A 24,181-nucleotide genomic window follows, 5' to 3' on the forward strand; every position below is an offset into this window, starting at 1 on the left:
GGAAACCGAATCACTGAACGGATAAACCTAAACTAGTGTCCAGTTTTCGTTGACCACAACAGTACTTGGGCAGATACCCTCCCACTGGCCAAGGTAAGCCAGATCAGGACCGACCAGACCGAGCTGTCCTTTCTCACCCTGGATCAAATCAGCCAGCTGCTCGATGAGTGCCGAAAGTCCACGAATAACCATACCTATCCGGTGGCCCTGATCTGCTTGGCAACGGGCGCCCGTTGGGATGAGGCCGAGTCTCTACAACGGTCGGCCATCTTTGGTGGCAAGGCTCACTTTCACCGGACAAAGAACCGCCAATCGCGCTCGGTTCCGATCCCGAAAGAGGTCGAAGAAATCGCCCTCAAGGTCGGTGCGCCTGGAAGTGGCCGGCTGTTCCATTCGTGCCGGTCGGCGTTTCGTAGCGCCTACGTGCGCTGTGGCTTCGATACCCCGGGCCAGATGACCCACATTCTCCGGCATACCTTCGCCAGTCATTACATGATGGCGGGAGGTGACATTCTCGGCTTGCAGCGGATCTTGGGGCACTCCTCGATCACGATGACCATGCGCTATGCGCACTTGTCACCGGATCATCTGGAGTCGGCACTACGCCTTTCGCCTCTCCATCAGAGTGGCCATGTCGTATGCACGTAACTTGTATGCATGTATGCTGTCAATGATTGCAATGTATTCATTGGAGGGCGACATGGCCAGCATCACGATTCGAAACCTAGATGACGATCTCAAGGCACAGCTGCGCGTCGTGGCTGCTAGTCATGGCCGCTCTATGGAAGAAGAGGCCCGCATGATCATCCGCCAAGCTCTTTCTCGTCAGGAAAAACGCGGTGGTTTGGGTAGCCGTATCCACGCTCGTTTCGCTGCTGTCGGTGGTGTGGATCTGGCTATCCCTGAGCGCAAGGACAAAGCCCGAGCGGCGAGCTTTGACGAATGATCCTGCTTGATACCAACGTACTGTCTGAGCTGATGCGGGCTAAGCCTGATCCGCGAGTTCTGGCATGGGTAGACGCTCAACCTGCAAGCGAGTTAGTCATCTGCTCCATAACTGTGGCCGAGATTCTGTATGGCATCGCTCGGATGCCGGATGGTAAGCGCAAGCAAGGTCTGCTGGATCTGGCCTCTGCCATGTTCGATGAAGACTTTGCGGGCAACATTCTGCCCTTCGATGCTGATGCAGCAGTGCACTACGCAGAGCTTGCTGCAGCGAGTGAGGCACGGGGTAGGGCGGTTGAAATGGCAGATGTCCAAGTTGCTGCGATTGGCCGACTGCACGATGCGGTGATTGCCACCCGCAACATTCGCCATTTTGAGCCCCTAGGTGTGGATCTGGTTGATCCCTGGCTTTGAGCTACGGTCGCAGTTACAGGGTTCAACCATTCTGCTTGATGTTCCAGGGAGGGAGAGATGAGTACAACGGGCGTAGAAGTTCAGAGCTGGTTTAAACGGGCTTGGGTGGCTCTACGGGATGAGTACAACGCACTGCTTCCTAACCAGAAATCGTATGTAAACGCGGTCGTTCTGTTCGCTTTGTTCATTGTGGTGCGCCGTTTCACTTCGAACTAGGCGGTGTGTTCTTCTGGCTTTCAATGCTGGCTTGGGCAATGGCCTTGGGCTCCGATATCTCCGACTTCTATGGCCGATTTGCCGAGTCTGCTTTCGGAAAGCTCTGCTTGGTCGTTGTGGCGGGTGGTGGAATTAATCTGTCTATCACCTTGGCATCTCAGACGGTAAACAAGCTGATCGGGATAAACCCTGGTTCGTTCGTCCATACGATTGCCTTCGTTGCGCTATTCGAGGGGGTGGCGGTCGGGTTGACGATCTTGGCTGTGCTTTTTGTGGTGGGGCTTGGCTTTGGTGTCATGTTGCTCATGCTTCACTTGGTCGATGGCGAGAGACTTGTGTCTGTTATCTTCCCTTGGCACAGCCCGCGCACTGATGTCCCGTATAAGAAGTTGACCGTCATCATGCAGGTTTTGAGCTTCTTAGCTCTTTGTGGCTTTGCAATGGGGTGGGTAAGTACTGAGCAGCCGAGTTACCGCACCTTTGTCGAAGAAAAGGCCCGCTGGTTTCTGTACAGCTTTGAAATGTATGACAGAGCGCCTTGCACTCTTGGGGAGGGCCAGCGTGTGGCTTTCCTAGATGGGGATGAGGTGCTCATGGCCACTAGGGCAGAAGAGGCGACTGTCTTTGAGGTGAAGTCGTGTGTTTCAGGCGGGTAGGCACTCTGTAGTCATTTCGTAGTCACTATCCCAGAAACGACAAAGGGCTAGCTTTCGCTAACCCTTTGTTTTGTATGGTGGCTACACCGGGACTTGAACCTGGGACATCAGCATTATGAATGCTGCGCTCTAACCGACTGAGCTATGTAGCCGAGTGGCGCGCATTATTCTCTTGTCGGTGCGGGCTGTCAACCCTGTTTTGCAGATAAATTGATTCTTTATCAAGCGCTTAGCAGGGCGGCCTATGCCGAAGGCCGGAAATGAAAAGCCCCGCGATAGCGGGGCTTTTGCAAGGCTTAGACGTTGAAGCGGAAGTGCATCACGTCGCCATCCTTGACGATGTAATCCTTGCCTTCCAGGCGCCATTTGCCGGCTTCCTTGGCGCCGCCTTCGCCCTTGTACTGGATGAAGTCATCGTAGGCCACGACTTCAGCACGGATGAAGCCTTTCTCGAAGTCGGTGTGAATCACCGCGGCAGCCTGTGGGGCGGTGGCGCCGATGCGTACGGTCCAGGCGCGGACTTCCTTCACGCCGGCGGTGAAGTAGGTCTGCAGGTTGAGCAGAGAGTAACCGGCGCGGATCACACGGTTCAGGCCCGGCTCTTCTAGACCCAGAGATTCGAGGAACATGTCCTTCTCCTCGCCGTCGTCGAGCTCGGCGATCTCGGCCTCGATCTTGTTGCACACCGGCACGACGATGGCGCCTTCTTCCTCGGCGATGGCCTTGACCACATCCAGATGCGGGTTGTTGTCGAAACCGTCCTCGGCGACGTTGGCAATGTACATTACCGGCTTGCTGGTGAGCAGGTGGAAGCCACGGACGATCAGCTTCTCCTCGGGGCTCATGTTCTTCATCAGGCTGCGAGCCGGCTTGCCTTCGCTGAAGTGGGGGATGAGCTTCTCGAGGATGGCTTTCTGTGCCAGGGCTTCCTTGTCGCCGCCCTTGGCGTTGCGGGCGACTTTCTGTAGTTGCTTCTCGCAGCTGTCGAGGTCGGCAAAGATCAGTTCGAGGTCGATGATCTCGATGTCACGCTTGGGATCGACGCTGTTGGCCACGTGGATGACGTTGTCGTCCTCGAAGCAGCGCACCACGTGGGCGATGGCGTCGGTCTCGCGGATGTTGGCGAGGAATTTGTTGCCCAGACCTTCACCTTTGGAGGCGCCCGCCACCAGGCCGGCGATGTCGACGAACTCCATGGTCGTGGGAATGACCTTCTCCGGCTTGACGATGGCGGCCAGGGCATCCAGGCGAGGATCGGGCATCGGTACGATGCCGCTGTTCGGCTCGATGGTGCAGAAGGGAAAGTTCTCCGCGGCGATGCCGGATTTGGTGAGGGCGTTGAACAGGGTGGACTTGCCGACGTTGGGCAGGCCGACGATGCCGCAGTTGAATCCCATGATGTATCCCTCGCGGAGATGAAGTCGTAGAAAAAGGGTCAGGCTTTCTGGCTATGCAGCTTCTGCATGGCCTTGGTCCAGTCGCCGGCGAGCATTTCGGGCACTACGCCCAGAGCGTTATCGATGCTCTTGTCCAGTAACTCCTGCTCGCTGCGCGGGGCGCGCCCAAGGACGAAGCCGGAGACCAGGCTGGCGTGGCCGGGGTGGCCAATGCCGAGGCGCAGGCGGTGAAAGCCGTTCTGATTGCCGCACTGCGCGATGATGTCGCGCAGGCCGTTATGGCCGCCGTGGCCGCCGCCGAGCTTCAGTTTGGCGACGCCGGGAGGCATGTCGAGTTCGTCATGGGCCACCAGCATGGCGTCGACCGGGATACGGAAGAAATTCGCCAGCGCCGCCACGGCTTGACCGCTGCGGTTCATGTAGGTGGTGGGGATAAGCAGACGAACGTCGCGGCCCTGATGGCTGAATTTACCCACCAGGCCAAAATATTTCTTGTCGAGGGCAAGGCTGACGCGTTGGCTGTCGGCCAGGCGCTCAACAAAAAGGGCTCCCGCGTTATGCCGGGTCTGGTCGTATTCAGGGCCTGGATTACCCAGGCCGACGATCAGTTGTACGGCAGTCACGACGGGAGCCCCTTGCCAGGCGCGCGAGTATTACTCGGCAGCGCCTTCGCCTTCAGCGCTGTCATCCTTCACGCGGGAAGCGTGAATGTTGGAAACGGCCAGGTCGTTGCCGTGGGCCAGGGCCACCAGCTCGATACCTTTCGGCAGTTTCAGGTCGGACAGGTGAACGGTCTGGCCAACTTCTACTTTAGCCATGTCGACTTCGATGAATTCCGGCAGGTCTTTCGGCAGGCAGGAAACTTCGACTTCGTTGATGGTGTGAGAAATCTCGCCACCCTGCTGCTTGACGCCAACAGCAGTTGCTTCGTTGATGAAGTGCAGCGGAACGTGAGCGGTCAGCTTCTGGCCAGCGACAACGCGAACGAAGTCAGCGTGTACCACGTAGCCTTTGGCCGGGTGGCGCTGCAGGGCCTTGATCAGGACGTTTTCGGTCGCGCCGGCAACGTTCAGAGCCAGTACGTGGCTGAAGGCAGCTTCGTTTTCCAGCAGCTTGGCCAGGTCTTTGGCCTGCAGGCTGATGGATTGAGCGGCTTTCTCGCCGCCGTAGATTACGGCAGGAACCAGGTTTTCGTTACGACGCAGGCGGCGGCTCGCACCTTTCCCCAGGTCGGAACGCACGTCGGCATTCAGGGCAAAATCAGTCATTACAGTTCTCCAAAATAACCAAACCGCGTTCACGCTTGCGACCAGCGTTATGGGCGGTTGGGCAAAAAGCCCTGCACGGGGCAGGGCGCTTCACGTTCAGGCCTGTTCCGCTTAGCGGAACATCGCGCTGATCGATTCTTCGTTGCTGATGCGGCGAACCGCTTCGGCGATCACCGGGGCCATGTCCAGCTGGCGAATGCGCGAGCAGGCTTGGGCGGCAGCGGACAGCGGGATGGTGTTGGTCACCACCAGTGCGTCCAGTACGGAATTTTCCAGGTTCTCGATGGCGCGGCCCGACAACACCGGGTGGGTGGCGTAGGCATAGACCTTCGAGGCGCCGTGCTCTTTCAGCGCCTTGGCGGCGTGGCAGAGGGTGCCGGCGGTATCGACCATGTCGTCGACCAGTACGCAGGTACGGCCTTCGACATCACCGATGATGTGCATGACTTCGGAGTGGTTGGCTTTCTCACGACGCTTGTCGATGATCGCCAGGTCGACGCCCAGGCTCTTGGCCACGGCGCGGGCGCGGACGACGCCGCCGATATCCGGGGAGACGATCATCAGGTTCTCGAAGCGCTGATCCTGGATGTCGTCGGTCAGTACCGGGGAGCCGTAGATGTTGTCCACCGGGATATCGAAGAAGCCCTGGATCTGGTCGGCGTGCAGGTCGACGGTCAGCACGCGGTCGATGCCCACCACGGTCAGCATGTCGGCCACGACTTTAGCGCTGATGGCCACGCGAGCGGAGCGCGGGCGGCGATCCTGGCGGGCATAGCCGAAGTAGGGGATCACGGCAGTGATACGCGTCGCCGAGGAGCGGCGGAAGGCATCAGCCATTACCACCAGTTCCATCAGGTTGTCGTTGGTCGGTGCACAGGTCGGCTGAATGATGAAAACATCCTTGCCGCGCACGTTCTCGTTGATCTCGGCGCTGATTTCGCCGTCAGAGAACTTGCCTACGGATGCATCGCCCAGAGGGATGTGCAATTGACGCACAATGCGCCGGGCCAGGTCGGGGTTGGAGTTCCCCGTGAAGACCATCATCTTGGACACGCGCAGTACCTGCCTGGGAGTGGTTCCGATGAACAAAAGCTGTCCAAAAAGCCAGGCTCTTTGAACAGCTTCCGAGTGTATGGCAGGGGCGGCTGGATTCGAACCAACGCATGGCAGGATCAAAACCTGCTGCCTTACCGCTTGGCGACGCCCCTAAGGTATTAGTCGAATGCTGGGAGATGGCAGGGGCGGCTGGATTCGAACCAACGCATGGCAGGATCAAAACCTGCTGCCTTACCGCTTGGCGACGCCCCTGTATTGCGTCCCGCATTCACTTCCGAGTTGCCGTTTCAAGACTGCGGTGCAAAGGAGACCTGTTGCAGCCGCGAGCGATGAAGCTCGGCAGGGTGTCCGGAAGTTGGCGCGAGACTTTATCAGCATCGGCCCGGTTTGGGAAGCTCCCAAACACACAAGCTCCGGTTCCAGTCATCTTGGCGTCAACAAATTTGTTGAGCGTTTTCAGAGCGTTACGCACTTCGGCGTAGCGTTTCTCGACAACTGGCTGGCAGTCATTATGACCGCCCCCCTCGTGAAGGCTGCGAACTGTAATGGCGGGGGTATCACGTGTCAACTCGGGGTCGGCAAAAACTTCTGCTGTGCTGATGCTGACTTGGGGGATGGCGACCAGAAACCAGGGTTCTGCAAGTTCCACCGGCTGCAGCTGCTCGCCCACGCCTTCGGCGAAGGCGGCGCGGCCGCGGACGAATACCGGCACATCGGCGCCCAGGCCCAGTCCCAGCTGCGCCAGGCGCTCTTCACCGATATGGGTTTGCCACAGGTGGTCGAGGCCGAGCAGGGTGGTGGCCGCATCCGAGCTGCCGCCGCCGATACCGCCGCCCATGGGCAGGCGCTTGTCCAGCCAGATGTCGGCGCCCAGTGGGCAGCCACTCTCACGTTGCAGCTTATGGGCGGCGCGCACGATCAGGTTGCTGTCGTGAGGGACGCCGGGAATTTCGGTGTGCAGGATGATTTTGCCGTCATCGCGCCGTGAGAAGCCCAGTTCGTCGCCGTAGTCGAGAAACTGGAACAGCGTCTGCAGCAGGTGATAACCGTCGGCACGGCGGCCGAGGATGTGCAGCATCAGGTTGAGCTTGGCCGGGGCGGGCAGGATCAGTTCGGCGTGAGAGGGAATGGCAGGGGTCGTCATGGGCGGTCGTAGCCCGGATGTAATCCGGGGCTTTGCTGGTGTCATCCCGGATTGCATCCGGGCTACAAGTTCATCGGTTTACTGGCCCAGCTGGCGTGGCTGCCAGTCCTTGATCACCAGGGTGATGTCGAGATTACTGCCATGCAGCTTGATGCGCTCGGGCAGGGTGTAGCCATTCTGTTCGGCGTAGCTCAGGTACTGCAGTTGCCATCCGTCCTGCTCCAGCTGCGCCAGGTGGCTGCTGGCATCCAGGGTTACGCGGCTTTTGCTGCCGGGGGCGGGCAGGCCGCGTACCCACCAGAGTAGGTGGGAGATTGGCAGGCGCCAGCCCAGCTGTTCTTCGAGTAGCGCCTCGGGTGATTCGGCTTCGTAGCGGCCCTGGTTGGCAACCTCCAGCAGCACATTGCCTTGGCGGCCAGTGAGGCGCGCTGCGCCGCGGCCCAGGGGGCCGGACAGGCGGATGTCGTAGTAGTCCTGGCGCTGCAGCCAGAACAGGGTGCCGCTGCCAGAGTCCTTGGGGGCGCGGATGCCGACCTTGCCGCTGATCTGCCAGCCATCGAGGGCCGTGACCTGAGCCTTGTGAGCTTGCCAGCGTTTGGCGTCGCCCTGGCCTTCGACGGACTCGCGGCTGCTGAGGCCGGCGCAGCCGGTTATAAGGGTGATCAGGCTGAAAACGAGGGCGTGGCGCAACATGGTCAAAGCTTCTCGGAACCGGTCAAGCGCTTGATGGTAGCGCGCAGGATAGGGCTGTCAGGTTGGTCTGTGAGGGCTTCGGCCCAGACTTTGCTAGCCTCCTGTTGTTTGCCCCGGACCCAGAGGACTTCACCCAGGTGGGCGGCCACTTCGTGATCCGGGAATTTGGCCAGGGCGGCGCGCAGGTAGCGCTCGGCTTCGTCCAGATTACCCAGTCGATAATGGACCCAGCCCAGGCTGTCGAGGGTGGCAGGGTCCTCGGGGTTGAGCTGGTGAGCTTTCTCGATCAGTGCCTTGGCTTCTTCGTAGCGGGTGGTGCGGTCGGCCAGTGTGTAGCCGAGGGCGTTGAGCGCGGTGGCGTTGTCCGGCTCGCGCTCGATGATGGTGCGCAGGTCGCGCTCCAGGCCGGCCAGGTCGCCACGCTTCTCGGCCAGCATGGCGCGGGTATAGAGCAGGTTGGTGTCGCCTGGGAACTGCTGCAGCGCTTGGTCCACCACTTGCCAGGCTTCGTCTACACGCTGACGGTTGGCCAGGGCCTCGGACTCGATCAGGTACAGCTGGATGGCATAGTCGGGCTGGCTATCGCGGGCGCGGGCCAGGCGGCGGCTGGCCTCTTCGGCACGCTCGCTATCAAAGAGTATTTCGGTCTGGCGTACCTGGGCGGCCAGGTAGTCGTCGCCGGGACCGACCAGCGCGTATTCGATCAGGGCGCTTTCAGTGTTTTCGCGCTGCTCGTAGAGGCGGCCGAGATTGAAGTGCGCGGCATCGACGTGGGCGTTGCGTGCTACCAGCTCTTCCAGGTGCACGGCGGCTTCGTCCCAGTCCTGGGCTTCCAGGCAGATCAGCGCCAGGGAGTAGCGCAGGTCGTCATCGTCGGGGAATTGCTGGACCAGGCCGGAGAACTCGCGTCGGGCGTCGTCCAGCCTCTGCAGTTCGACCAGTTGGCGCGCATAGGTCAGGCGCAGGCGTTTGTCTTCAGGGAAGCGTTCGATGCCTTTTTCCAGCAATGGCACGGCTTCATCGCCACGGTTCAGGCCTTGTAGCAGGCGGGCGCGGAGCAGCAGCGGCGGGATCAGTTCCTCGCTGGCTGGGTGGTTCTCCAGCAGCGTCAGTGCTTCTTCGGGGCGGCCGTCCTGGTGCAGCAGCAGGGCTTTGCCGAACAGCAGCTGGCCATTATCCGGATACTTCTGCAGCAGGCGATCGAAGCTTTGTAGCAGGCCGGCGCGGGTGTCCGGGTCGGTTTCGGCGGCGGACAGGGCGAGGAAGTCGAAATGGGTATCGCCCTGGCCCTGCAGGACTTTTTCCATGTGTTCCATGGCTTCGTCATAGCGACCGGCGCGAGCCAGTTGGATGGCGACGGCCCGCTGGGCATCGATATTGTCGGGTGCGTTTTGCGACCAGATCAGCGAACTGTCCAGGGCCGCCTGCTCCGCGCCCAGGTATTCGGCAATGCGGAAGGCACGCTCGGCGACGCCGGGGTCCTGGGTGGCATTGGCCTGCTGCACGTAGTTGCCAAGGGCGATATCGAAACGGTCGCGCTGGCCGGCCAGCTCGGCGGAGAGCAGGGCGAACAACGTTTCCTCACTAAAGGAAGCGTATTGCTTGGCCTGGGCCGGTGGTGGGCTGATCGCCGTATCTTCGACCGGCGGCGTACCGTCCGGGTTGGTGGCCAGGCTCTGGCAGCCGGCGAGCAGAAGGGAGGCGGTAAGCAGCGCGAGGGTTCTGTTCATGAGGGAAAGTGCGTTCCGTGGCGTGTTTGCATCATGACACAGACCCCGAGGCAAACCCAACGCGGTGGCGGGCTTTCTCGGGCTCTTGTCTATTGGGTCAATTTGTCGCAACAGTTGTTCTCCCATGGGCGACGTAGGACAATCGCCCGCTCTCTCGAATTCCCTTAGCGACCCTGCATGGCTTTCCTCGCCCTCGGCATCAATCACAAGACCGCCTCGGTGGACGTCCGCGAGCGCGTGGCGTTCACGCCCGAGCAGCTGGTCGAGGCCTTGCAGCAGCTGTGTCGTCTGACGCCCAGCCGAGAGGCGGCGATTCTGTCCACCTGCAACCGCAGCGAGCTGTACCTGGAGCAGGACCAGCTGCAGGCTGACGATGTGCTGCGCTGGCTGGCCGACTATCACCGCCTGAATATCGACGACCTGCGCGCCTGCGCCTATGTGCATCAGGACAACGATGCAGTGCGCCATATGATGCGTGTCGCCTCCGGGCTGGACTCCATGGTGCTGGGCGAGCCGCAGATCCTCGGCCAGATGAAGTCCGCCTACGCCGTCGCGCGCGAGGCCGGTACCGTCGGGCCGCTGCTCGGGCGCCTGTTCCAGGCCACCTTCAGTACCGCCAAGACGGTGCGCACCGATACCGCCATTGGTGAAAACCCGGTTTCCGTGGCCTTTGCCGCCGTCAGCCTGGCCAAGCAGATCTTCGCCGACCTGCACCGCAGCCAGGCGCTGCTGATCGGCGCCGGCGAGACCATCAGCCTGGTCGCCCGTCACCTGCACGACCAGGGGATCAAGCGCATCGTCGTCGCCAACCGCACCCTGGAGCGCGCCAGCCAGCTGGCCGAGCAGTTCGGCGCGCATGCCGTGCTGCTGTCCGACATTCCCCAGGAGTTGGCGTACAGCGATATCGTCATCAGCTCTACCGCCAGCCAGCTGCCGATCCTCGGCAAGGGCGCGGTGGAGCGGGCACTGAAACAGCGCAAGCACAAGCCGATGTTCATGGTCGATATTGCCGTGCCACGGGATATCGAGCCGGAAGTGGGCGAGCTGGACGACGTCTACCTCTATACGGTGGACGACCTGCACGAAGTCATCGAGGAAAACCTCAAGAGCCGTCAGGATGCCGCCCAGGCTGCCGAAGCCCTGGTGGCCAGCGGCGCCGAGGACTTCATGCAGCGCCTGCGCGAGCTGGCCGCGGTGGATGTGCTCAAGGCCTATCGCCAGCAGGCCGAGCGCCTGCGCGACGAGGAACTCAGCCGGGCCCAGCGTTTGCTGGCCAATGGCGTTGATGTCGAAGATGTACTGGCGCAGCTGGCCCGTGGCCTGACCAACAAGCTGTTGCACGCGCCCAGCGTAAAACTGAAGAAACTATCTGCCGACGGTCGCTATGAAGCGCTGGCCGTGGCCCAGGAACTCTTTGCCCTCGACGAGGGCCCGAGCAAGTCATGAAACCCAGCCTGCTGAAGAAACTCGACATCCTCCAAGACCGCTTCGAGGAACTCACCGCGCTGCTCGGCGATGCCGAGGTGATCAGCGAGCAAAGCAAGTTCCGCGCGTACTCCAAGGAATACGCCGAAGTCGAGCCGGTGGTGCAGGGCTACCGCGAGTTGTGCCAGGTGCAGTCCGATCTGGAGGGCGCCCAGGCGCTGCTCAAGGACAGCGACCCGGACCTGCGCGAGATGGCCGAGGAAGAAGTGGCCAGCGCCAAGCAGCGCCTGCTCGAGCTGGAAGACAGCCTGCAGCGCATGCTGCTGCCCAAGGATCCCAACGACAGCCGCAACGTCTACCTGGAAATCCGCGCCGGCACTGGCGGCGACGAGGCGGCGATCTTCTCCGGCGACCTGTTCCGTATGTACTCGCGCTATGCCGAGCGCCAGGGCTGGCGAGTCGAGATTCTCTCGGCCAACGAAGGCGAGCACGGCGGCTATAAAGAGGTGATCTCGCGCGTTGAGGGCGAAAACGTCTACGCCAAGCTCAAGTTCGAGTCCGGCGCCCACCGCGTGCAGCGTGTGCCGGAAACCGAGTCGCAGGGCCGCATCCACACCTCGGCCTGCACTGTGGCGGTGCTGCCGGAGCCGGATGAGCAGGCTGCCATCGACATCAACCCGGCCGACCTGCGCGTGGACACCTACCGCAGCTCCGGCGCCGGCGGCCAGCACGTCAACACCACCGACTCGGCGATCCGTATCACCCACATTCCCACCGGCACCGTGGTGGAATGCCAGGAAGAACGTTCGCAGCACAAGAACCGCGCCAAGGCCATGGCCTGGCTGGCGGCCAAGTTGAAAGACCAGCAGGAAGCCGCCGCGCACAAGGAAATCTCCGACACGCGCAAGCTGCTGGTGGGCTCCGGTGACCGTTCCGAGCGCATCCGCACCTACAACTTTCCCCAGGGCCGGGTCACCGACCATCGCATCAACCTGACCCTGTACTCCCTGAACGAGGTGATCGGCGGCGCTGTGGAGCAGGTGATCGAGCCGTTGCTGCAGGAGTACCAGGCCGACCAGTTGGCTGCGTTGAGCGACTGATTGACACCCCTCTCCCTCTGGGAGAGGGGTGGGGGTGAGGGATCTTCGGGCCGCTCCGAGCTGCTTATGTCACCCTTTCCCCAGCCCTCTCCCAGGGGGAGAGGGGGTTGTTGAAGGCATAGGACCTTGTACATGGCCAGTATCCAAACCCTGCTCGACAGTACCGATCTACCCGACTCGCCGACCGCGCGGCTGGATGCCGAATTGCTGCTGGCCGCTGCCCTGAACAAGCCGCGCAGCTACCTGCGCACCTGGCCCGAGCGCGAGCCGACTGCCGAGCAACTGGATGCATTCGCCCAGATGGTCGGGCGTCGCCGCAGCGGCGAGCCGGTGGCCTATATCCTTGGTCACCAGGGTTTCTGGAGCCTGGATCTGGAAGTGGCGCCGCATACCCTGATTCCCCGACCGGACACTGAACTACTGGTGGAAACCACTCTGCAGCTGGCCCCGGCGACGCCGCGGCGCGTACTCGACCTGGGCACCGGCACCGGTGCCATCGCCCTGGCCCTGGCCAGCGAGCGCGGTGGTTGGCAGGTGATGGGCGTGGATCGCATCGCGCAAGCCGTGGCCCTGGCCGAGCGCAATCGCCAACGCCTCCAGTTGGGCAATGCCGAGTTTCGCCTGAGCAGCTGGTTCGACAGCCTGGCCGGCGAGCGTTTCGACCTGATTGTCAGCAATCCACCGTATATCGCCGCCGATGACCGTCACCTGGGTGAGGGGGATGTGCGCTTCGAGCCACAAAGCGCCCTGGTCGCCGGTGCCGATGGCCTGGACGATATCCGCCTGATCGTGGGCCAGGCACCGCAGCACCTGCAGCCTGGTGGCTGGCTGTTGCTGGAGCACGGCTATGATCAGGCCGAGGCGGTGCGTGCATTGCTCGGTGCCGCCGGTTTCCACCTGACCGAGAGCCGCCGCGACCTGGGTGGCCACGAACGTATTTCCCTGGGGCAATGGCCAGCATGACGATGGAACTGAGCGACGACGAACTGCTGCGTTACAGCCGGCAGATCCTTTTGCCGCAAATCGACGTGGACGGACAGCTGCGGTTGAAGAACAGCCGCGCATTGATCGTTGGCCTCGGCGGCCTGGGCTCGCCGGTGGCGCTGTACCTGGCGGCGGCTGGCGTCGGCGAGCTGCACCTGGCCGATTTCGATACGGTCGACCTGACCAACCTGCAGCGCCAGATCATCCACGACGGCAACCAGGTTGGCGTGGCCAAGGTCGATTCGGCCATGAGCCGGCTCGCCGCGATCAACCCGCAGATCCGCCTGGTGCCGTACCGCTCGGCGCTGGATGAGGATTCGCTGGCCGCCGCCGTGGCGGCCGTGGATCTGGTGCTGGACTGCAGCGACAACTTCGGCACCCGTGAGGCCGTCAACGCGGCCTGTGTGGCGGCTGGCAAGCCGCTGGTGTCCGGCGCGGCGATCCGCCTGGAAGGCCAGCTCGCGGTGTTCGACCCACGCCAGGCGGCCAGCCCCTGTTACCACTGCCTGTATGGCCATGGCAGCGAAGCCGAGCTGACCTGCAGCGAGGCTGGCGTGGTCGGCCCGCTGGTCGGGCTGGTAGGCAGCCTGCAGGCCCTGGAAGCGCTCAAGTTGCTGGCCGGTTTCGGCGAGCCCCTGGTGGGCCGTCTGCTGCTGATCGATGCGCTGGGTTCGCGCTTTCGCGAGCTGCGGGTCAAACGTGATCCCGCTTGCGTGGTGTGTGGAGCGCGCCCGTGAGCGCAGCGCCAGTCGGTGTGTTCGACTCCGGCGTCGGTGGCCTGTCGGTGTTGCGCGAGATTCGTGCCCGTCTGCCGCAGGAGTCACTGCTCTATGTGGCCGACAGTGGTCATGTGCCCTACGGCGAGAAGAGCCCGGAATTCATCCGCGAACGCAGCCAGGCGATTGCCGCGTTTCTGCTGAGCCAGGGCGCCAAGGCGCTGGTGCTGGCCTGCAACACTGCGACGGCGGCCGCGGTGGCCGATTTGCGCGAGCGTTACCCGAAGGTACCTATCGTCGGTATGGAGCCGGCAGTGAAGCCAGCTGCAGCGGCTACCCGTAGCGGCGTGGTGGGTGTTCTGGCCACCACCGGCACACTGAAAAGCGCCAAGTTCGCAGCCTTGCTCGACCGTTTCGCCCATGACGTGCGCGTGATTACCCAGCCCTGCCCGGGATTGGTGGAGCAGGTCGAGGCCGGTGAGTTGGACAGTGCACGCACTCGGGAACTGCTGCGCGGCTGGGTCGAGCCGCTGCTGGCCGAGGGCTGCGACACGCTGATCCTGGGTTGCACACACTATCCCTTTATCAAGCCATTGCTGGCCGAACTGGTGCCGGCGTCGGTGCGCCTGGTGGATACCGGTGCGGCAGTGGCCTGTCAGTTGCAGGCGCTACTTGATCGTCATGGCTTGCGTGCTGTCGGTACCGCGCAAGCGACGCGCTATTGGTCCAGTGCCGATCCGCAGGCAATGGCCCGGGTACTGCCGAAATTATTGTCTGAACTCGCCGACGTTCAGCCGCTCTGTGTTTGAGCGAGTAGACAGGAATCCGGCTTTAGTCGGCTTTCCTTAATAATCCGGGGTTATATACTCTGGTTATCGCTATGACGCCGATACTTTTCACTACAGGAAGTTAGAAGAATGAAAAAGATCCTTTCTCTGGCTACGGCAGCTGCTTTGGCAATGGGAAGTTTCTCTGCACAGGCTGTCGATTTCACGGCAGCCATTGGCCAGAGCGGTGACTCGACCATGGTCTACCGTCTTGGCGCCCAATGGGACTGGAATACCAGCTGGTGGCAGAGTGATGTCGGTCGCCTGACCGGCTACTGGGATGCCGGCTACACCTATTGGGAAGGGGATGAAACCGCCAGCAACCACAGCCTGTCGTTTGCTCCGGTTTTCGTTTATGAGTTTTCCGGTGAAAGCGTACAGCCCTACATCGAGGCAGGTATCGGTGTGGCGGCGTTCTCCAGCACCGAGCTGGAAGACAACGACCTCGGTTCGTCCTTCCAGTTCGAGGATCGCATCGGCGCTGGCCTGCGTTTCTCCGGGCAGGAAATCGGCATCCGTGCGCTGCACTACTCCAACGCCGGGATCAAGAACCCCAACGACGGTGTCGAGGCTTACACCCTGCATTACCGCACCAGCTTCTGAGCGAGCCGCAGACATGAGAAACCGGGCCTGATGCCCGGTTTTTTTATGCGCCAAACGGGTGGGAGCAACTGCTTTAACCAGACGGGCTCCGGGCATGTCGGCAACACCTCGGCTGCGTACACCGGCAGCAGTGGCGGGCGGCACTTCGGTTTGGCCGGAATCATTTCGTCTGGCGCGCATCGCGGCTGAAGCCGCTCCCATAGGCCAGTGAAGTCCGCTGCGCCGTCCGTTCAGCGATAGATGCCGACCATGCCGCGTCGCTCGTCATGGCACTCGGGCGAGCCCAGTTCGAACTCGCGGCAGATCAGCGGGCGCAACTCGTAGATGGTGCAGCGCATGCTGTCGCGGTCCAGTGCTGCACACCAGCCATCGTCCAGGCGGCGCATTACTTCGCCGCCCCAGTCGTCGGTTTCGATGAAGCGCTGCGGTACGCCGGTGTCGGTGATCAGCATGACTTCCAGCTGACAGCAGCAGGCCGCGCAGGTGCTGCAACTGGTTGCGGAATCGCTGGGGAGTTGGGTGAGGGGGATGCGGGTCATGGGCGCGCAGTGTACGGCAGGCAACCGAGGATGGCTTGCCTGGCCGACAGGCGCGCGCAGCGAGCGTTAATCAGGCCTGCCCACCAGGTGATCTGTGCCCGGACAAGGCCTTGGCCCGATACATGCCCGCAAAGCCATGTGCTACCAGCATCACGGCGGCCCAGAGGGCGGAGAGCAACAGCAGGGTTGGCCATAGCCCCAGCGGCAGGCCGACGCCAGCCAGTTGCGCGCCGGCATAGTAGGACAGTGGCCCGCCTACGGCGCCGAGTACACTGGCCAGCCACCAGGGGCGGGCGCTCCAGGCCAGGCTGTGGTTGAGGGTGGTGGCGAACAGGGCCCAGAGCAGGGCCAGCCAGGCGGGCAGCAGACGACTATCGCCCGCGAAGTCGAACACGCCGAGGTTGAGCAGGAAGCTGTCCAGGGCGCAGCCGAATAGCGCCACGCTGGCGACCAGACGCCCTTCGTTGCGCCAGTGGGCGATCCAGATGAAGTGTGCGGCCAGGCAGGCCAGCGCTACCGTCAGCAGCCAGGGCCGGGTGGCGCCGAAGATGCAGGCGAACCAGCCCACCTGAAACAGCAGGGCGTTGAGGATCAGTGAGCGGGGCGCGGTCATGGGCATGCGAGTCGGCCGGTGGTCAGCAAAAGGCTGAGGTTACCCTCAGCCCGGCCCTGGCCCAAGGGGCGAGGGTGGAATTGCTCAGGCATCGAAGCGGCCCAGCAAAGGCGCTGGCCGCGCCCCTTCCTTGACCAGCAGGAGCTGGGCGGTGCCGATCGTGCGCTCGAGGAAGCCGCCCTCGCAGTAGCACAGGTAGAACTCCCACAGGCGGTAGAAGTAGTCGTCGTAACCGAGCTGCTCCAGGCGGTGCCGGGCGTGGCGCAGGTTGTCGTGCCACAGGCGAAGGGTCTTGGCGTAGTGCAGGCCGAAGTCCTCCATGTGGTGCAGATTGAGGTCGGTATCGCGGCTGACGATCTGCAGCATCGTGTTCACCGAGGGCAGCGCGCCGCCGGGGAAGATGTAGCGCTGGATGAAGTCCACCGAACGTTTGGCCTGTTCGTAGCGCTGGTCGCGGATGGTGATGGCCTGCAACAGCATCTGCCCGTGGGGCTTGAGCAGGCGTGAGCACTGCTTGAAATAGGTGGGCAGGAAGCGATGGCCGACTGCCTCGATCATCTCGATCGACACCAGTTTGTCGTACTGGCCGTCGAGGTCGCGGTAGTCCTTGAGCAGCAGGGTGATGCGCTGCTGCAACCCCTGTTCCTCGATACGCTGGCGGGTGTACTCGTACTGCTCGCGCGACAAGGTGGTGGTGGTCACCCGGCAGCCATAGTGGCTAGCGGCGTAGATGGCCATGCTGCCCCAGCCGGTGCCGATCTCCAGCAGGTGGTCGTCGGCCTTGAGGTCGAGCTTCTGGCAGATGCGCTCGAGCTTGTTCAGCTGGGCCTGCTCCAGGCTGTCCTGCTCGCTCTGGAACATGGCGGCCGAGTACATCATGGTCGGGTCGAGGAACTGCTCGAACAGGCTATTGCCCAGGTCGTAGTGAGCGGCGATGTTCTTGCGCGAACCCTTGCGGGTATTGCGGTTGAGCCAGTGCAGGCCCTGCAGCAGCGGCCTGCCGAGCAGGGCCAGGCCGCGTTCCATGCCGTCCAGCACGTCGAGATTGCTGACGAACACACGGATCACCGCGGTCAGGTCCGGGGTGGTCCAGTAGCCGTGGATATAGGCTTCGCCGGCGCCGATCGAGCCATTGCCGGCGACCATCGCCCAGACTGCAGCGTCCTGCACCTGGATTTCCGCGTGCAACGGCGAGCCGGCCCGACCGAAGGTCTGCCGTTCGCCGTCCTCGATTACCGCCAGCTGGCCGTGGCGCAGCTGACCGAGTTGGCGCAGTACGGCGCGGCGCAGCAAGCTGGCGCCGATGCCATTGCCGGCACGCACGCTGGTTTTCGCGGAACTGAGATCAGGACTCTTCATGGCGGGGCTCCAGGTGTGCGGTACGAAATTCGCCGTCCGCAGTGCGATGGGAAAAGATCGGGGTGCGCTTGAGTAGCAGGCGCAGGGCCTGCCAGTAGATGGCCAGCAGGGTCTTGCCGGTCATCCAGGGAAACGCCAGTAGGTGCCGGTGCAGGCTGCTACGGCTGAGTTCGACGCGGTTCAGGCCGAGCCCGGCTTCGAATAGCTTGTCGTCGCCCTGCCAGTCCTCCATGCGGATATGCAGGTGTTCGCCAGGTGGCGAGTAGCGCATGCGGTACTCCAGCTCACGCGGCAGGAAGGGCGAAACGTGAAAGCTCTTGGCCACGCGATGGCGGGACTCACCCTCGGCGTTGGCTGGCAGCACATAGTGGTAACGCTCGCGCCAGGGCGTGTTGCTGACTTCGCAGAGGATGGCGGCCAGGCGATCCTGCGCGTCGTAGCAGTAGAAGAAGCTCGCCGGGTTGAAGGCCAGGCCCCAGCTGCGCGGCTGTGCCAGCAGGCAGATGCGGCCTTCAGGCGTGTGGCCGAGGGCCTCGCCGACACGTTGGCGCACGGCATCGATCAGGCGCATGCCCTGGCCGGTGAGCTGTGGCAGGAAGTCAGTCTCACGCCAGGCGAAGGGGGCCCAGCGCGAGCGGCCTGCCAGTGGCGAGAGCGCCAGCACGGCCTCCTGCTCGCTCAGGTCGAGGTAGAGCAGGCCCATGCGATAGCGGAAGGCGTGGCCGCGCGGCAGGTAGCGGCGATGGCTGACCCAGCCTTGATAGAGCGCGCTGTTCACAGTTGCTCGCCGAAGGCGCGGGCCACACGCAGTGCGCTGACCACGCCGTCCTCGTGAAAACCATTGGCCCAATAGGCGCCACAGTAGTAGCTGTGCTGAGCGCCGAGGATTTCCTGCCAGCGCGCCTGGGCCGCGATGCCGGCCAGGCTGAATTGCGGGTGGGCGTAGCGATAGCGGCCGAGGATCTTGCTCGGGTCGATGGCTGCGGTCTGGTTGAGGCTGACGCAAAAGGTTGTTTCGCTGCGAATACCCTGCAGGATGTTCATGTTGTAGGTGACGGCGGCAGGCTGCTCGCTCGGCCCACCAAGGCGGTAGTTCCAGCTGGCCCAGGCCAGCCGGCGCTGTGGCAACAGGCGGGTGTCGGTGTGCAACACCACGTCGTTGTCGGCGTAGCGCAGGGCACCGAGGATGTCCCGCTCGGCCTCGCTCGGTGCGCTGAGCAGGCTCAGGGCCTGGTCGCTGTGGCAGGCGAAAACCACTTTGTCGAAACGTTCGGTGCCGTGCGTACTCCGGATGGTCACGCCATCGGCGTCGCGCTCGACCTGTTGCACCGGGCAGCTCAGGCGAATGCGCTCGGCAAAGCTGGCTGTCAGGGGCGCCACGTAGCTGCGCGAGCCACCGGCGATCACCCGCCATTGCGGGCGGTCATTGACCGAGAGCAGGCCGTGATTCTTGAAAAAGCGCACGAAGAATTGCAGGGGGAAGCTGAGCATGTCGGCCAGTGACATGGACCAGATAGCCGCGCCCATGGGCACGATGTAATGGTCGATGAAGCGCTGACCGTAACCGCGCTGGCGCAGGTAGTCGCCGAGCGTGGTATCGGCGCCGATACGCTGCTGCTCCAGGTCGAACAGAGCCTCGCGGTTGAAGCGCAGGATGTCGCGCAGCATGCCGATAAAGCGTGGCGAGAACAGATTGCGGCGCTGGGCGAACAGGCTGTTGAGGTTGTTGCCGTTGTACTCGCAGCCGCTGACCGGGTCGTGCACCGAGAAGCTCATTTCGGCGGGCTGCGAAGCAACGCCGAGCTGGTCGAGCAGGCGGATGAAGTTGGGGTAGGTCCAGTCGTTGAACACGATGAAGCCGGTATCGATGGCGTACGGCCGGCCGGCCACCTCGACATCCACGGTGTGGGTGTGGCCGCCAATCCAGTCGCTGCTTTCGAACACGGTGATGTCGTGCTGGCGATTGAGCAGGTAGGCGCTGGTCAGGCCGGCGATGCCGCTGCCGATGATGGCGATTTTCATGGTTGTTGTTCCGAACGGGCCAGGCGTTTACCGAGAGCCAGTTGCAGGCGCCCGGGCAGGTGGGAGAGCAGGATCAGGGTGGCGATGAACAGGCGCGGAAAGGCAATCTCCAAGGGGCGCTTTTCCAGGCGTTGGGCAATATGCCGAGCGGCTTTGTCCACCGGCCAGCGCATGGGCATGGGGAAGTCGTTCTTCTGCGTCAGCGGCGTGTCGACGAAGCCGGGACTGACCAGGGTGACTTCGATACCGCTGGCCGCCAGGTCGATGCGCAGTGACTCGAACAGGTAGCGCATGGCGGCCTTGGAGGCGCCGTAGGCACCGGCGCGGGGCAGGGGCAGATAGGTGACCGAGCTGCTCACCGCCACCAGATGCGGGCGCTGGCCCTGGCGCAGCAATGGCAGGGCGACCTCCACGCAGTAGCTGGCGCTCAGCAGGTTGGCCCGCATGACGCGCTCGACCAGGTCGGCCTCGAAGTGCTCGACCTCGATGTATTCACAGGTGCCGGCATTGAGGATCACCTGATCCAGCGCCCCCCAGTGCGCCTTGATGCGTTCACCGATAGCCCGCACCTGCTGGCGATCACTGAGGTCGCCCGGTGCCAGCAACACCTGTTGCGGGTAGCGGCTGGCCAGGCTCTGCAGAGCCTGGGCATTGCGTGCGCTGACCGCCAGGCGATGGCCTTGCTGCAGGAGGATTTCCGCCAGGGCGGCACCAATGCCGCTGCTGGCGCCGGTCAGCCAGATACGCTTGTTCATGCCAGTCTCCGTTTCAGCCAGGCAATGGCGCCGCCCATCAGCGGCAGGTGCTCGTAAAGCAGGGCGCCAGCATCGAAGTAGTCGCGGTGTTGGTAGACCTTGTCCCACCACAGCAGGTGCGAGCAGCCATCAACCCGGATCGGGGCCCCGCCGCGCAGGCGCGGATGACGGTAGGTCATGGTCCAGCGCAGGTAGCCTTCGCCATCACTGATCTGGTCGTGGCTGTGAAAGTCGAAATGCAGCTGGCTGACGTTGGCATACAGTTCGGCGAAGTAATCCTGCAGTGCCGACAGCCCGCGCACCTCATGCAGCGGGTCGCGGAACAGGATGTCCGCGCTATACAGCTCGTCGAGCTGCTGCAGATTGCTCGCATCCAGCTCGGCAAAGCGTTCGGCGAAATGATGCAGAAAGTCAGGCATGCGCAACCTCCGTTTGCGGCAGGCTCTTGAAGGCCTGCAGCACCCGCTCACGCGAACGGGCCAGGTCGACGATGGGACGCGGGTAATTGGCCATGCCGAACAATCCGCCCAGGGCCGCCGGGTCGTGGATGTCGCGCTTGTTCAGTTCGGCCAGTTCCGGCACCCAGGTACGGATGAAGCGACCGTCCGGATCGAACTTCTGTGACTGGCTGATCGGGTTGAAGATGCGGAAATAGGGCGCCGCGTCGGTGCCGGTGGAGGCGCTCCACTGCCAGCCGCCGTTGTTGGCCGCCAGGTCGCCGTCGATCAGGTGGCGCATGAAGAACCGTTCACCTTCGCGCCAGTCGATCATCAGGTTCTTGCTCAGGAACATCGCCACCACCATGCGCAGGCGGTTGTGCATCCAGCCGGTGGCCAGCAGCTGGCGCATGGCCGCGTCGACGATGGGGATGCCGGTGCGCCCCTGCTGCCAGGCGGCCAGCTCACTCGGCGCCTGGCGCCAGGGCAGGGCCTCGGTTTCCAGGCGGAAGGCACGGTGCCGCGAGACGCGCGGATAGCCGACCAGGATGTGCTTGTAGAACTCGCGCCAGAGCAGTTCGTTGATCCAGGTGATGGCGCCGGGGTTGCCGCTGTCGAATTCGCCACGGTTGCCTTGCAGGGCGGCATGCAGGCACTGGCGCGGGGACACCACGCCCGCGGCCAGGTAGGGCGACAGGCGGCTGGTGCCGGGACGGGCGGGAAAGTCGCGTTGCTCCTGGTAGTACAACAGGGCCTCGTCAGCGAACTGGTCCAGCCGCTGGCGCACATGCGCCTCACCGGCCGGCCAGAGCTGGCGCAGGTTGTCGCTGGGCGAGAGGAACTCCGGCAGCGCCTTGGGAATGGCGTCGCTGGCCAGGTCGAGCGGAGCCTGGGCCTTGGGTGTCGGCACCAGGCCGGGCATGGCCGTATGCAGGTGCTGGTAGCAGACCTTGCGGAACTGGCTGAACACCTGGAAGTAGGTGCCGCTGCGGGTCAGCACGCTGCCGGGCTGGAACAGCAGTTGGTCGAGATGGCTGCGCCATTCGACGCCCTGCAGGGCCAGGTGCTGTCGTACCGCCCGGTCGCGGCGGGTTTCGTGAATGCCGTATTCCTCGTTGACCTGTACGCAGCCGATGGTCTGGTCGCGGCAGACATCCGCCAGCACCTTGGGCGCATCGCGCCAGTGCGCGGCGGTACGAATCAGCAGCGGGACGTTCAGCTCCGCCAGGCGTTGCTGCAATTCCTTGAGGTTGCGCAGCCAGAAATCGACTTTGCAGGCGGCGTCGTCATGTTCCAGCCACTGCTGCGGGCTGAGCAGAAACAGGGCGATGGTCGGCCCGGCCTGCATGGCGGCAGCGAGGGCGGTGTTGTCGTGCACGCGCAGGTCGGTGCGGAACCAGATCAGTTGGCGCATGGGGAGGCCTTGAGTTGTTGCAGGTGCAGGTCGGCGCCCAGGGGGTCTTCGGCCAGGTGCAGGCCAGGCAGGTGCTGCAGGTCTTCGGCATGGATGTGGGCAGCTGCGCCAACCAGCAGCAGCGGCACGGCACAGGTGTTGTTGAGGCGCGGCAACTCGCGGCGCAGCAGGCTGTTGTCCAGCGCCTGGCTGGAGTACAGCAGCAGGGCGTGAGGGGTGAGGCTCTCCAGGGCCACGGCCAGTTCGACCAGAGGCAGTGGCCAGTCGAACACTTCCACCGGGCTGCCGGCACAGCTGGCCAGCCAAGCGCACAGCCACAGACCCGGCTCCAGCGGCAGATCGGACAGGTTGACCAGCAACAGCGGTGGGCCGCTGAGCTGGCGGTTGTTCTGCGCCAGGCGCGTACCCAGCTTGCTGCGCAGCCAGGAATAAAAGAACACTCGCTCCAGCTGTGCGCCAAAGGGGGCGCCCTGCCAGCGTTGGTGCAGCTCGTCGAACAGAGGCAGGAACAGTTGCTGGCAGAGGGTGCGCGGCGGGTAGAGAGCCAGGGCACGGTTGAAATGTTCGTCCAGCTGGCGCTCCTGCAGATCCTCGATGCACTGCAGCAGTTGCGCGCGCAGGGTGAGCCACTGGTTGCTGCCCGGCGCGGGTGGCGTGCTGCGGGTGCTGAGCAGTTCCTTGACCTGGCTGACGGCCACGCCGCGCTCCAGCCAGCCGAGGATGGCGTGGATGCGCGTCAGATGTTCCTGCGAATACAGGCGGTGTCCCTTGGGCGTGCGGTGCGGCACGATCAGCCCATAACGGCGCTCCCAGGCGCGCAGGGTTACCGGGTTGACCCCGGTATGGCGGGCCACCTCACGAATCGGCAGGTAGCCCTGGGCGAGGGCGTCCTGATAGTCGTCCGGCGGGCTCATAGGGCGTTGCGCAGGCTGAGGTTTTCCGGGTGTGGCTGCAGGTAGGCCTGGCGGGCCACGTAGTCATCCGGATGGCGGCGGAAGTGGTGCTTGAGCAGGGTCAGTGGCACCACCAGAGGCACGATGCCGCGGCGGTACTGCTCGATGATGTGGGCGATCTCCTGGCGGTCCTCGTTGCTCAGGGCACGCTTGAGGTAGCCGCTCAGGTGCTGCAGCACATTGCTGTGGGTGCCACGGGTGGCGCAGCGCTTCAGCGCAGCCATCAGCTGGCTGAAGTAGCGCGGGCCGAACTCGGCCGGGTCGTATTTGCCCAGGTCGGCCAGCAGGCGGCCAAGGGCCTTGTACTGCTGCGGATGGCTGGCCATCAGCTGATATTTGTAGCGGGCGTGAAACTGACCGATCGCCTTGTGGGTCAGACCAGCCGCCAGCAGACGCTGCCACTCGGCATAGGCGAATACGCGGGTCAGGAAGTTTTCGCGCAGTACGGGGTCATTCAGCCGGCCGTCCTCTTCGATGGGCAGGTCAGGACGCAGGCGTGCCAGGGTGGCGGCGAAGATGCCGGAGCCCCCTTCGGTCTCGGGGTAGCCGTTGTCGCGGTAGACCTTGACCCGCTCCATGCCGCAGGAGGGCGATTTCTGCATGAGGATGTAGCCGCAGATATCCTGCAGTTCGGTGGCGATGCGCGTGCCGTAATCGGCCAGCGCCTGGGTGTGGTCGCGGTCGGGGTGTACGGTGCCCACGGCGCGCGGTGCGGCGGGATCGCCGACCAGGCGAATGGGCTCTCGGGGCGTGCCCAGGCCGATGGCGGCTTCCGGGCACAGCGCCACGAAGTCGAAGTGTTCGGCCAATACCTGGCTGCACAGACGCGACTCCTTGTGACCGCCATTGAAGCGTACCGGGGCGCCGATCAGGCAGGCGCTGATACCGAGCTTGAGACGTTCCACAACCTGTACC

The 24,181-nt window shown here is 63.3% G+C and carries 26 protein-coding genes, 3 tRNA genes and 1 pseudogene; 10 read left to right on the plus strand and 20 right to left on the minus strand.

The window, feature by feature from the left end; all coding sequences use genetic code 11:
- Positions 1-75: 75 nt before the first annotated feature.
- The 4 genes and pseudogenes from ACF8C6_RS00065 to ACF8C6_RS00080 all read left to right on the plus strand — a co-directional run.
- A pseudogene (locus ACF8C6_RS00065) lies at positions 76-648 on the plus strand (tyrosine-type recombinase/integrase); the annotation flags it as partial.
- A 52-nt stretch (positions 649-700) separates the two neighbouring features.
- On the plus strand, positions 701-946 hold the full coding sequence (locus tag ACF8C6_RS00070; RefSeq protein ID WP_392497415.1) for an Arc family DNA-binding protein: 246 nt from the start codon (positions 701-703) through the stop codon (positions 944-946).
- Positions 943-1,359: a type II toxin-antitoxin system VapC family toxin gene (locus ACF8C6_RS00075; RefSeq protein ID WP_392497417.1), complete on the plus strand. Its 417-nt coding sequence runs from the start codon at positions 943-945 to the stop codon at positions 1,357-1,359. Before ACF8C6_RS00070 ends, ACF8C6_RS00075 begins: the two co-directional genes overlap by 4 nt.
- A gap of 221 nt (positions 1,360-1,580) precedes the next feature.
- Positions 1,581-2,231, plus strand: a complete 651-nt coding sequence (locus tag ACF8C6_RS00080) for a hypothetical protein (protein ID WP_392497419.1) — start codon at positions 1,581-1,583, stop codon at positions 2,229-2,231.
- A 75-nt stretch (positions 2,232-2,306) separates the two neighbouring features.
- On the opposite strand, the gene ACF8C6_RS00085 is transcribed toward ACF8C6_RS00080, so the two are convergent.
- The 10 genes from ACF8C6_RS00085 to ACF8C6_RS00130 form a co-directional block, all read right to left on the minus strand.
- Positions 2,307-2,383 (minus strand) — tRNA-Met (locus ACF8C6_RS00085).
- 144 nt (positions 2,384-2,527) lie between these two features.
- A complete protein-coding gene (gene ychF, locus ACF8C6_RS00090; protein WP_392497420.1) occupies positions 2,528-3,628 on the minus strand; it encodes a redox-regulated ATPase YchF in 1,101 nt (366 codons plus the stop codon).
- 38 nt (positions 3,629-3,666) lie between these two features.
- A complete protein-coding gene (gene pth, locus ACF8C6_RS00095) occupies positions 3,667-4,251 on the minus strand; it encodes an aminoacyl-tRNA hydrolase (RefSeq protein WP_392497422.1) in 585 nt (194 codons plus the stop codon).
- A gap of 30 nt (positions 4,252-4,281) precedes the next feature.
- A complete protein-coding gene (locus ACF8C6_RS00100) occupies positions 4,282-4,896 on the minus strand; it encodes a 50S ribosomal protein L25/general stress protein Ctc (RefSeq protein ID WP_277689991.1) in 615 nt (204 codons plus the stop codon).
- A 111-nt stretch (positions 4,897-5,007) separates the two neighbouring features.
- A complete protein-coding gene (locus tag ACF8C6_RS00105) occupies positions 5,008-5,949 on the minus strand; it encodes a ribose-phosphate pyrophosphokinase (RefSeq protein ID WP_277690005.1) in 942 nt (313 codons plus the stop codon).
- An 80-nt stretch (positions 5,950-6,029) separates the two neighbouring features.
- A tRNA-Gln gene (locus ACF8C6_RS00110) sits at positions 6,030-6,104 on the minus strand.
- Between the two features lie 25 nt (positions 6,105-6,129).
- Positions 6,130-6,204 (minus strand) — tRNA-Gln (locus tag ACF8C6_RS00115).
- A gap of 16 nt (positions 6,205-6,220) precedes the next feature.
- Entirely contained in the window at positions 6,221-7,096 is an 876-nt protein-coding gene (gene ispE / locus ACF8C6_RS00120; RefSeq protein ID WP_392497859.1) for a 4-(cytidine 5'-diphospho)-2-C-methyl-D-erythritol kinase, read from the minus strand.
- Positions 7,097-7,174: 78 nt separating this feature from the next.
- Positions 7,175-7,789 carry a lipoprotein insertase outer membrane protein LolB gene (gene lolB, locus ACF8C6_RS00125; RefSeq protein WP_392497425.1) on the minus strand — a complete coding sequence of 205 codons (615 nt, stop codon included), beginning with the start codon at positions 7,787-7,789 and terminating at the stop codon, positions 7,175-7,177.
- Between the two features lie 2 nt (positions 7,790-7,791).
- Positions 7,792-9,519, minus strand: a complete 1,728-nt coding sequence (locus tag ACF8C6_RS00130; RefSeq protein WP_392497426.1) for a tetratricopeptide repeat protein — start codon at positions 9,517-9,519, stop codon at positions 7,792-7,794.
- Positions 9,520-9,696: 177 nt separating this feature from the next.
- Between ACF8C6_RS00130 and hemA the strand changes: the two genes are divergently transcribed.
- The 6 genes from hemA (at position 9,697) to ACF8C6_RS00160 (ending at position 15,174) form a co-directional block, all read left to right on the plus strand.
- Complete coding sequence (gene hemA / locus ACF8C6_RS00135) at positions 9,697-10,965, plus strand: glutamyl-tRNA reductase (RefSeq protein WP_277689987.1); 1,269 nt, start codon at positions 9,697-9,699, stop codon at positions 10,963-10,965.
- Positions 10,962-12,044 (plus strand): peptide chain release factor 1, encoded by a 1,083-nt coding sequence (gene prfA, locus ACF8C6_RS00140; RefSeq protein ID WP_392497429.1) that lies wholly within the window; start codon positions 10,962-10,964, stop codon positions 12,042-12,044. Before hemA ends, prfA begins: the two co-directional genes overlap by 4 nt.
- Positions 12,045-12,176: 132 nt before the next feature.
- Complete coding sequence (gene prmC, locus ACF8C6_RS00145) at positions 12,177-13,007, plus strand: peptide chain release factor N(5)-glutamine methyltransferase (protein ID WP_392497431.1); 831 nt, start codon at positions 12,177-12,179, stop codon at positions 13,005-13,007.
- A gap of 2 nt (positions 13,008-13,009) precedes the next feature.
- The gene (locus ACF8C6_RS00150) at positions 13,010-13,765 is read left to right on the plus strand and encodes a molybdopterin-synthase adenylyltransferase MoeB (RefSeq protein ID WP_392497860.1); all 756 of its coding nucleotides are present in this window, start codon (positions 13,010-13,012) and stop codon (positions 13,763-13,765) included.
- Positions 13,762-14,553: a glutamate racemase gene (murI, locus tag ACF8C6_RS00155; RefSeq protein WP_392497433.1), complete on the plus strand. Its 792-nt coding sequence runs from the start codon at positions 13,762-13,764 to the stop codon at positions 14,551-14,553. The genes ACF8C6_RS00150 and murI overlap by 4 nt, the downstream gene beginning before the upstream one ends.
- A gap of 108 nt (positions 14,554-14,661) precedes the next feature.
- The gene (locus tag ACF8C6_RS00160) at positions 14,662-15,174 is read left to right on the plus strand and encodes an acyloxyacyl hydrolase (protein WP_277689983.1); all 513 of its coding nucleotides are present in this window, start codon (positions 14,662-14,664) and stop codon (positions 15,172-15,174) included.
- Between the two features lie 230 nt (positions 15,175-15,404).
- On the opposite strand, the gene ACF8C6_RS00165 is transcribed toward ACF8C6_RS00160, so the two are convergent.
- The 10 genes from ACF8C6_RS00165 to ACF8C6_RS00210 all read right to left on the minus strand — a co-directional run bounded on the left by ACF8C6_RS00165 (position 15,405) and on the right by ACF8C6_RS00210 (position 24,171).
- Positions 15,405-15,713: a YkgJ family cysteine cluster protein gene (locus tag ACF8C6_RS00165; RefSeq protein ID WP_392497435.1), complete on the minus strand. Its 309-nt coding sequence runs from the start codon at positions 15,711-15,713 to the stop codon at positions 15,405-15,407.
- A 70-nt stretch (positions 15,714-15,783) separates the two neighbouring features.
- Positions 15,784-16,326, minus strand: a complete 543-nt coding sequence (locus ACF8C6_RS00170) for a DUF2878 domain-containing protein (RefSeq protein ID WP_392497437.1) — start codon at positions 16,324-16,326, stop codon at positions 15,784-15,786.
- A gap of 84 nt (positions 16,327-16,410) precedes the next feature.
- Positions 16,411-17,685: a class I SAM-dependent methyltransferase gene (locus ACF8C6_RS00175; protein ID WP_392497439.1), complete on the minus strand. Its 1,275-nt coding sequence runs from the start codon at positions 17,683-17,685 to the stop codon at positions 16,411-16,413.
- The gene (locus ACF8C6_RS00180) at positions 17,672-18,463 is read right to left on the minus strand and encodes a DUF1365 domain-containing protein (protein WP_392497441.1); all 792 of its coding nucleotides are present in this window, start codon (positions 18,461-18,463) and stop codon (positions 17,672-17,674) included. The genes ACF8C6_RS00175 and ACF8C6_RS00180 overlap by 14 nt, the downstream gene beginning before the upstream one ends.
- Positions 18,460-19,707: an NAD(P)/FAD-dependent oxidoreductase gene (locus ACF8C6_RS00185; protein WP_392497443.1), complete on the minus strand. Its 1,248-nt coding sequence runs from the start codon at positions 19,705-19,707 to the stop codon at positions 18,460-18,462. Before ACF8C6_RS00185 ends, ACF8C6_RS00180 begins: the two co-directional genes overlap by 4 nt.
- Positions 19,704-20,462 (minus strand): SDR family NAD(P)-dependent oxidoreductase, encoded by a 759-nt coding sequence (locus ACF8C6_RS00190; RefSeq protein ID WP_392497445.1) that lies wholly within the window; start codon positions 20,460-20,462, stop codon positions 19,704-19,706. The genes ACF8C6_RS00185 and ACF8C6_RS00190 overlap by 4 nt, the downstream gene beginning before the upstream one ends.
- Positions 20,459-20,881 (minus strand): nuclear transport factor 2 family protein, encoded by a 423-nt coding sequence (locus ACF8C6_RS00195; protein WP_392497447.1) that lies wholly within the window; start codon positions 20,879-20,881, stop codon positions 20,459-20,461. Before ACF8C6_RS00195 ends, ACF8C6_RS00190 begins: the two co-directional genes overlap by 4 nt.
- The gene (phrB, locus tag ACF8C6_RS00200) at positions 20,874-22,313 is read right to left on the minus strand and encodes a deoxyribodipyrimidine photo-lyase (protein ID WP_392497448.1); all 1,440 of its coding nucleotides are present in this window, start codon (positions 22,311-22,313) and stop codon (positions 20,874-20,876) included. The genes ACF8C6_RS00195 and phrB overlap by 8 nt, the downstream gene beginning before the upstream one ends.
- Positions 22,301-23,227, minus strand: a complete 927-nt coding sequence (locus tag ACF8C6_RS00205) for a MerR family transcriptional regulator (RefSeq protein WP_392497450.1) — start codon at positions 23,225-23,227, stop codon at positions 22,301-22,303. Before ACF8C6_RS00205 ends, phrB begins: the two co-directional genes overlap by 13 nt.
- Positions 23,224-24,171, minus strand: coding sequence for a YbgA family protein (locus ACF8C6_RS00210; RefSeq protein WP_392497452.1), 948 nt, complete (start codon positions 24,169-24,171; stop codon positions 23,224-23,226). The genes ACF8C6_RS00205 and ACF8C6_RS00210 overlap by 4 nt, the downstream gene beginning before the upstream one ends.
- Positions 24,172-24,181: the final 10 nt, after the last annotated feature.

Origin of the sequence: Pseudomonas sp. zbq_18, from assembly GCF_043102245.1 — a bacterium.
In the GTDB taxonomy this organism is placed as follows: domain Bacteria; phylum Pseudomonadota; class Gammaproteobacteria; order Pseudomonadales; family Pseudomonadaceae; genus Aquipseudomonas.

What these genes read in the sequence shown, in the direction of transcription:
- ACF8C6_RS00070 (WP_392497415.1), top strand. Translation starts at nt 701, where the DNA reads ATGGCCAGCATCACGATTCGAAACCTAGATGACGATCTCAAGGCACAG.
- ACF8C6_RS00075 (WP_392497417.1), top strand. Translation starts at nt 943, where the DNA reads ATGATCCTGCTTGATACCAACGTACTGTCTGAGCTGATGCGGGCTAAG.
- ychF (WP_392497420.1), bottom strand. Translation starts at nt 3,628, where the DNA reads ATGGGATTCAACTGCGGCATCGTCGGCCTGCCCAACGTCGGCAAGTCC.
- ACF8C6_RS00100 (WP_277689991.1), bottom strand. Translation starts at nt 4,896, where the DNA reads ATGACTGATTTTGCCCTGAATGCCGACGTGCGTTCCGACCTGGGGAAA.
- ispE (WP_392497859.1), bottom strand. Translation starts at nt 7,096, where the DNA reads ATGACGACCCCTGCCATTCCCTCTCACGCCGAACTGATCCTGCCCGCC.
- lolB (WP_392497425.1), bottom strand. Translation starts at nt 7,789, where the DNA reads ATGTTGCGCCACGCCCTCGTTTTCAGCCTGATCACCCTTATAACCGGC.
- ACF8C6_RS00130 (WP_392497426.1), bottom strand. Translation starts at nt 9,519, where the DNA reads ATGAACAGAACCCTCGCGCTGCTTACCGCCTCCCTTCTGCTCGCCGGC.
- hemA (WP_277689987.1), top strand. Translation starts at nt 9,697, where the DNA reads ATGGCTTTCCTCGCCCTCGGCATCAATCACAAGACCGCCTCGGTGGAC.
- prfA (WP_392497429.1), top strand. Translation starts at nt 10,962, where the DNA reads ATGAAACCCAGCCTGCTGAAGAAACTCGACATCCTCCAAGACCGCTTC.
- prmC (WP_392497431.1), top strand. Translation starts at nt 12,177, where the DNA reads ATGGCCAGTATCCAAACCCTGCTCGACAGTACCGATCTACCCGACTCG.
- ACF8C6_RS00150 (WP_392497860.1), top strand. Translation starts at nt 13,010, where the DNA reads ATGGAACTGAGCGACGACGAACTGCTGCGTTACAGCCGGCAGATCCTT.
- ACF8C6_RS00160 (WP_277689983.1), top strand. Translation starts at nt 14,662, where the DNA reads ATGAAAAAGATCCTTTCTCTGGCTACGGCAGCTGCTTTGGCAATGGGA.
- ACF8C6_RS00165 (WP_392497435.1), bottom strand. Translation starts at nt 15,713, where the DNA reads ATGACCCGCATCCCCCTCACCCAACTCCCCAGCGATTCCGCAACCAGT.
- ACF8C6_RS00170 (WP_392497437.1), bottom strand. Translation starts at nt 16,326, where the DNA reads ATGACCGCGCCCCGCTCACTGATCCTCAACGCCCTGCTGTTTCAGGTG.
- ACF8C6_RS00175 (WP_392497439.1), bottom strand. Translation starts at nt 17,685, where the DNA reads ATGAAGAGTCCTGATCTCAGTTCCGCGAAAACCAGCGTGCGTGCCGGC.
- ACF8C6_RS00185 (WP_392497443.1), bottom strand. Translation starts at nt 19,707, where the DNA reads ATGAAAATCGCCATCATCGGCAGCGGCATCGCCGGCCTGACCAGCGCC.
- ACF8C6_RS00190 (WP_392497445.1), bottom strand. Translation starts at nt 20,462, where the DNA reads ATGAACAAGCGTATCTGGCTGACCGGCGCCAGCAGCGGCATTGGTGCC.
- ACF8C6_RS00195 (WP_392497447.1), bottom strand. Translation starts at nt 20,881, where the DNA reads ATGCCTGACTTTCTGCATCATTTCGCCGAACGCTTTGCCGAGCTGGAT.
- phrB (WP_392497448.1), bottom strand. Translation starts at nt 22,313, where the DNA reads ATGCGCCAACTGATCTGGTTCCGCACCGACCTGCGCGTGCACGACAAC.
- ACF8C6_RS00205 (WP_392497450.1), bottom strand. Translation starts at nt 23,227, where the DNA reads ATGAGCCCGCCGGACGACTATCAGGACGCCCTCGCCCAGGGCTACCTG.